Source organism: Gluconacetobacter asukensis (genome assembly GCF_014174375.1).
Classification (GTDB): domain Bacteria; phylum Pseudomonadota; class Alphaproteobacteria; order Acetobacterales; family Acetobacteraceae; genus Gluconacetobacter; species Gluconacetobacter asukensis.
This window is the reverse complement of record NZ_JABEQE010000019.1, coordinates 65,560-71,674: the sequence shown is the minus strand read 5'-3', so window position 1 is coordinate 71,674 and position 6,115 is coordinate 65,560. Positions and strand designations below refer to the sequence as shown.

The 6,115-nt window shown below is 68.5% G+C and carries 5 protein-coding genes; 1 reads left to right on the top strand and 4 read right to left on the bottom strand.

Features of this window, described 5'->3' with window-relative positions; all coding sequences use genetic code 11:
* Window positions 1-147: 147 nt before the first annotated feature.
* The 4 genes from HLH35_RS16830 to HLH35_RS16815 all read right to left on the bottom strand — a co-directional run bounded on the left by HLH35_RS16830 (window position 148) and on the right by HLH35_RS16815 (window position 3,508).
* A complete protein-coding gene (locus HLH35_RS16830) occupies window positions 148-432 on the bottom strand; it encodes a hypothetical protein (RefSeq protein WP_182980256.1) in 285 nt (94 codons plus the stop codon).
* A 165-nt stretch (window positions 433-597) separates the two neighbouring features.
* Window positions 598-1,668 (bottom strand): histidinol-phosphate transaminase, encoded by a 1,071-nt coding sequence (hisC, locus tag HLH35_RS16825; RefSeq protein ID WP_182980241.1) that lies wholly within the window; start codon window positions 1,666-1,668, stop codon window positions 598-600.
* A 199-nt stretch (window positions 1,669-1,867) separates the two neighbouring features.
* On the bottom strand, window positions 1,868-2,407 hold the full coding sequence (locus HLH35_RS16820; protein WP_182980255.1) for an ankyrin repeat domain-containing protein: 540 nt from the start codon (window positions 2,405-2,407) through the stop codon (window positions 1,868-1,870).
* A gap of 33 nt (window positions 2,408-2,440) precedes the next feature.
* Window positions 2,441-3,508: an MBL fold metallo-hydrolase gene (locus tag HLH35_RS16815; protein WP_182980240.1), complete on the bottom strand. Its 1,068-nt coding sequence runs from the start codon at window positions 3,506-3,508 to the stop codon at window positions 2,441-2,443.
* A gap of 403 nt (window positions 3,509-3,911) precedes the next feature.
* On the opposite strand from HLH35_RS16815, the gene tkt reads away from it, so the two are divergent.
* Window positions 3,912-6,020, top strand: coding sequence for a transketolase (tkt, locus tag HLH35_RS16810; protein WP_182980239.1), 2,109 nt, complete (start codon window positions 3,912-3,914; stop codon window positions 6,018-6,020).
* Window positions 6,021-6,115 lie beyond the last annotated feature (95 nt).

The following is a 6,115-nucleotide window of genomic DNA, read 5'->3' as shown; positions in this document are numbered from 1 at the left end:
ACAGACATGACGTCATCCAGCGCTTTCGACGAAGACAGGCACAACCCGTCAGAAAGCGAAGCTCACAAGCTCAAGACCTCAGAAAATATTAACTTCGCGCCTATGGGGCAAGGCCCTTGCCGGGGCTAACCCAAGCGTCAGCCGGTATCAGATCGAACGCGGACGGCGCGGCGTGCCGCCGGTCGGGCGGGGGCCGCGGCCTTCGGGGCGCGGGTTGCGCGGACCGGCGTTGGATTCTTTCAGCACCGGGGCGGCGGCCAGCTCGGCTTCAAGCTGGCGGATGCGCTTCTGCACGCTCTCGCGCAGGGTGGGGGCGGTGTGCGACTTCATGGTCGCGAGCGTCTCGCGCAGGTCGCGCAGCTGCTTCTGCTTTTCCGCGTGCGTGCGCCGGATCGGCTGGTTGTCGGACATCTGGCCGTGAAATGCGCGCATGATGGTGGTGTCCATGTGAAAAAATGAAAAACGGCCGGGCGGGCCCGGGCAGAGATAAAGAAACGCGCCAGACGCGCGAACGGCCATAAGCGGGTACAAGAAGTCCCTGGCCGCACGGCGCCCCCACCGGGGGCCAGGGGCCCGTATCCGGTGGCGGATCGGCGGTCAGTCCGCGTTTCGGTTCAGGATGGCTTTCAACGCCTCGGCCAGGCTCCGACATTCCTCATCGGTGCCCACCGTGATGCGCAGCCATTCCGCGATCCGGGGTGTCCTGAAGTGACGCACGATGATCGACCGCTCCCGCAGGGCGGCGGCCAGGGCAGCGGCGTCACGATCAGGGTGGCGGGCGAACACGAAATTCGCCTGCGAGGGCAGGACCTCGAACCCCAGATTCTTCAGGCTGGAGACCAGCCCGCTTCGCGTTTCTATGATCTTTCCCGTGGTTCGCGCAAGCCATTCCCGATCGGCGATCGCCGCTTCCGCGCCCGCCTGGGCCAGGCGGTCCAGCGGATAGGAATTGAAGCTGTCCTTGACGCGGTTCAGCGCCTCGATCAGGTCCGGCTGGCCGATCGCATAGCCCACGCGCAGCCCCGCCAGACCGTGCGATTTGGACAGGGTGCGCACCACCAGCAGGTTGGGGTGCTGGCGCACCAGCGGAATCGCGCTGTCGGCGCCGAAATCGACATAGGCCTCGTCGATCACCACCACCCGCTCGGGGTGGGCGCGCAGCAGGGTCGCGATCTCGTCCAGCCCCAGCGCGATGCCGGTGGGCGCGTTGGGGTTCGGCAGCACGATGCCGCCGCAGGGGCGGCGATAGGCCTCCATGTCCACGCGCATCGCCTCATCCAGCGGCACCGGCTCGTGCGCGATGCCGTACAGCCCGCAATAGACCGGATAGAAGCTGTAGGTGATGTCGGGCGTCAGCAGCGGTGCGTCATGCTGCAACAGCGCCTGGAACGTATGGGCCAGCACCTCGTCCGACCCGTTGCCGATGAAGACATGCTCCATCCCCACCCCATGCGCCTGGGCAATGGCAGAGCGCAGCCGGTCCGATGCCGGGTCCGGGTACAGGCGCAGCGTGTCGTCGGCGGCGGCACGAATGGCCGCCAGCGCGGCGGGCGACGGCCCATAGGGCGATTCGTTGGTGTTGAGCTTGATCAGGTTCGCCAGCTTCGGCTGCTCGCCGGGGACATAGGGCGTCAGGCTGTGGACGATCGGGCTCCAGAAACGGCTCATGACGGGTTCCGCTGACGCTAGGCATGGAAATGGCCCGGCAGGGTGCCGGGCCGCGTTCGTTGTAATCCAACAGGCGCCGGACGGAAACGGCCCGTCCGGCATGCGTGCCACAGCCTGACCGCAAATGTGGGCTGGTGAGCGAGAGTGCCGCGAAGCGCAGGAAACACACGTCGGATCGCCGCCAGCGCGCATTTTGCGGTCAGGCGGCGGGCATCAGGGCCGTGACCTCGGCCAGGCCCAACTGCGCCGCCAGCAGGCGCGCGCTGTTGCCCTCGCCGTCGCGCAGGTCGGGGTCGGCCCCGCTCTCCAGCAGGAAGGCAGCCATGGCGCCCCGGTTGAACATCACGGCGAAGATCAGCGGCGTGCGCCCGGCATGGTTCGGCGCATCGATCGCCGCCCCGGCCGCAATCAGCTGCCGCGCCACCGCCAGATCGCCCTTGAAGGCCACGCCGGCCAGCGCCGTCGCCCCCTTGTCGTCGCGCAGGTCCACGCTGGCGCCGCCGGCCAGCAGGGCGGCGACGGTGTCGGCATGGCTGTTATAGGCCGCCAGGATCAGCGCCGAATGCCCGCGCTCGTTGCGGGTATCGGGGTCCATCCCGGCTTCGAGAAAGCTGGCCACCAGGTCGGCCTGGCCGTCGCGCGCGGCGTCCAGGAACAGGCGGGCGATCTGCTCGGGGGTGAAGGACGCGGCGTCTTCATCCACCGGGGCAATCGGGGTTTCGGGATCGGTCTGGGTCATCGCGGCCTCGCTGCGGGTCATCTGGATCGGGTTCTAGCCGCTGGCGCCCTGTGGCGCGAGGCCGCGATGCATGACGGCCCGCCCGGCGGCCATGACGCGGCATTCCCCATGGCCCAGTTCCACGAACCGCTCCGCCGCCAGCCCGGCGGCCGCACGGGCGACGGCCAGTCGGCGCAGCGGCTCGTCATAGGGTTCGTCGGTCAGGCGAAAGGTGCCGTAATGCATGCCCACCGCCTGCCCGGCCTCCAGGTCGATCAGGGCCGAGACCGCTTCCTCGGGGGTGACATGCACCGGCTCCATCAGAAAGCGCGGGTCATAGGCACCGACCGGCAGCAGCGCGATGTCCGGCGCGCCCAGCCGCGCGCGGATCTGCGTCCAGTGGCGCCCATGCCCGCTGTCCCCGGCAAAGAAGACCGAGGGCGCCGGCCCCCCGCTGGCCGGGCGGATGTCGAACCCGCACCACAGCGCCCGGTTGGCGTCGAAGGGCGTCCGCGCCGATCCGTGCCGCGCCGGGGTGCTGGTGATGCGCATGCCGCCAACATCATGGCTCTCCCACCAGTCGCATTCCACGATGTCGCGCAGGCCCGCCTTGCGGATATGGCGCGCATTGCCCGGCGCGGTGATGACGGCGGGCGCGTCGCGGCGGCCCAGCGCGGCCAGGCTGGGCAGGTCCAGATGGTCGTAATGGCAGTGCGACACCAGCACCAGGTCCACCCGGGGCAGGGTGTCCAGCCCGCGCCCCGGCGGCAGCACGCGGCGCGGCCCGGCCCAGCGGACCGGCGAGCAGCGGTCGGAGAACACCGGATCGGTCAGCACCGTCAGCACCGTGCCGTCGGCGCGCGGCAGGCGCAGCAGGAAGGTGCTGTGCCCGATGAAGGTGACATGCGCGGTGCCGGGGTCGGGCAGGGCATGCGGGTCGCCCACGGGCGGCGGCAGGGGCGGGGGGGACCAGGCGGGCAGCCGCCGCCGGCGCCACTGCCAGCGCAGGATCTCCCCCAGCCCGACATGCCGGGCGCGGGGCGGCACGGGCAGGATGGAGGACGGGTTGAAGAATCGGCGCCCATCGCAATGATCCGACCTCGGAAGGGGGGATGGCGGCATAGGCGGTCTCCTTTTGCCCAAATTCTCTTATGGCCTCTCCGGCCTCGCGTGGAAAATCCGTGTTTCGGAAAAACGGTCGAGAATTCGTGAATATCCGGTACTGGAAACCTGCCGCGCAGGGGCGCTCTAATGCCTGCGGCCGCTCCGGCGTTGCGAGGCGACTTGCCCAGGGAGGGGAGACCGTGAGAAGGTTGCCCCGGTTCTTTCATCCGGTCTGACTGTCAAGACCATACCCGGATGACAAAAATATGAAGAATAAGGTCCCAATGGACGGGTCATCGCCCGTCCATCTGTGACGAAGCTTGTCCGCTGTCATGCGCGTTGTCGCATGGCGCGGTTGTCGGGCGCGGAGCCCGGTCAGATGAGCGAGACAGGGTCACCCCCATACGGAGAAGATGGTTTAATGCGTTCTATGATCACCCAGCCCGTCCGGGCGTTCGAGGGTGGGGCGGCTGGGCCGTCCGCCGAGGACCTGCTGTGCATCGACACCATTCGCACGCTGTCGATGGATGCCGTCCAGAAGGCGAACTCGGGGCATCCGGGCACGCCGATGGCCATGGCGGCCCCCGCCTTTGCGCTGTGGCAGAACGTTCTGAACTACGACCCGGCCGATCCGCTGTGGCCGAACCGCGACCGTTTCGTGCTCTCGATCGGTCACGCGTCGATGCTCATCTACTCGCTGATCTACCTGGCCGGCGTGCGCGACGTGAAGCACGGCAAGGTGCTGGACGCCCCGGCGCTGACGCTGGAAGATCTCGAGCAGTTCCGCCAGCTTGACTCCCGCACCCCCGGTCACCCGGAATACCACCACACGGCGGGCGTCGAGACCACGACCGGCCCGCTGGGCCAGGGCTGCGGCAATTCGGTGGGCATGGCGATCGCCGAGAAATGGCTGGCCGCGCGCTTCAACAAGCCGGGCTTCGACCTGTTCGACTATCACACCTACACCTTCTGCGGTGACGGCGACATGATGGAAGGCGTGGCCAGCGAGGCCGCCTCGACCGCCGGCCACCTGAAGCTGGGCAACCTGACCTGGATCTACGACAGCAACCGGATCTCGATCGAAGGCTCGACCGACATCGCCTTCACCGAGAATGTCGGCAAGCGCTTCGAGGGCTATGGCTGGCACGTGCTGGAAGTCGGCAACGCCAACGACCAGGCGGCGTTCCTGGCCGCCCTGGCCGACGCCAAGGCCGAAACCAGCCGCCCGACCCTGATCATCGTCCACTCCGTCATCGGCTTCGGCGCCCCCAAGAAAGCCGGCACCGCCTCGGCCCATGGCGAGCCGCTGGGTGACGAGGAGATTCGCGGCGCCAAAAAGGCTTACGGCTGGCCTGAAGAGAAAACGTTTTACGTCCCCGACGGCGCGCAGGCCTGTTTCCAGAAGGGGCTGGGTGCCCGCGGCGCCGCGGCCAGCGCGCAGTGGAAGGCGCTGTACACCGCCTACGCCAAGGAATACCCGGATCTGGCGAAGGAACTGGACGCCATCCTGACCGGGCGCCTGCCCGCCGGCTGGGACAAGAACATCCCGACCTACGAGGCCAGCGCCAAGGGCGTGGCCTCGCGCCAGAGCTCGGGCGAGGTGCTGAACGCCATCGCGCCGAACCTGCCGTGGCTGATCGGCGGCTCGGCCGACCTGTCGCCCTCGACCAAGACCAACCTGACCTTCCAGGGCGCGGGCGCGTTCCAGCCGCCGGAATGGAACGGCACCTATGGCGGGCGCAACCTGCATTTCGGCGTGCGCGAGCATGCCATGGGCTCGATCTGCAACGGCATCTCGCTGGCGGGCATCCGGGCCTATTGCTCGGGCTTCCTGATCTTCTCGGATTACATGAAGCCGCCGATCCGCCTCTCGGCGCTGATGCACCAGCCGGTGGTGTATATCTTCACCCATGATTCGATCGGCGTGGGCGAGGACGGCCCGACCCACCAGCCGATCGAGCAACTGGTGCAGCTCCGCGCGACACCGGGCGTGACTACCCTGCGCCCCGCCGACGCCAACGAGGTCGCCGAGGCCTGGCGCACGCTGATCCCGATGACCGACCGCCCGTCGGTACTGATCCTCAGCCGCCAGAACCTGCCGACGCTCGACCGCAGCGTCTATGCCCCGGCCTCCGGCCTGGCCAAGGGCGCCTATGTGCTGGCCGACAGCGACGGCACGCCCGACATCATCCTGATGGCGACCGGCAGCGAGGTCAGCCTCGTGGTCGCGGCGTACGAGACGCTGAAGGCCGAGGGGGTGAAGGCGCGCGTGGTGTCCATGCCGTCCTGGGACCTGTTCGAGGCCCAGCCGAAGGAATACCGCGACAGCGTGCTGCCGCCCTCCGTCACCGCCCGCGTGGCGGTCGAGATGGCGTCGCCGATCGGCTGGGACCGCTATGTCGGGCTGCAGGGCGCGATCATCGCCATGCATGGCTTCGGCGCTTCCGCCCCGGCCGGCGCCCTGATGAAGAAGTTCGGTTTCACGGTTGACGCCGTGCTGGCACAGGCCCGCGCGCTGCTGGCCAAATGATCACCCGTGGCCGCCCCAGGCGAGGGGGCGGCCCGGCCCGGATTGATCGGAAAGAGACGGGGATGGCCGGCCCGGCGCCGGCCATCGCCCGCCAT

Bases quoted from the DNA above. Each gene is read 5' to 3' on its own strand.
- HLH35_RS16830 (WP_182980256.1), bottom strand. From the start codon at position 432: ATGCGCGCATTTCACGGCCAGATGTCCGACAACCAGCCGATCCGGCGC.
- hisC (WP_182980241.1), bottom strand. From the start codon at position 1,668: ATGAGCCGTTTCTGGAGCCCGATCGTCCACAGCCTGACGCCCTATGTC.
- HLH35_RS16820 (WP_182980255.1), bottom strand. From the start codon at position 2,407: ATGACCCAGACCGATCCCGAAACCCCGATTGCCCCGGTGGATGAAGAC.
- HLH35_RS16815 (WP_182980240.1), bottom strand. From the start codon at position 3,508: ATGCCGCCATCCCCCCTTCCGAGGTCGGATCATTGCGATGGGCGCCGA.
- tkt (WP_182980239.1), top strand. From the start codon at position 3,912: ATGCGTTCTATGATCACCCAGCCCGTCCGGGCGTTCGAGGGTGGGGCG.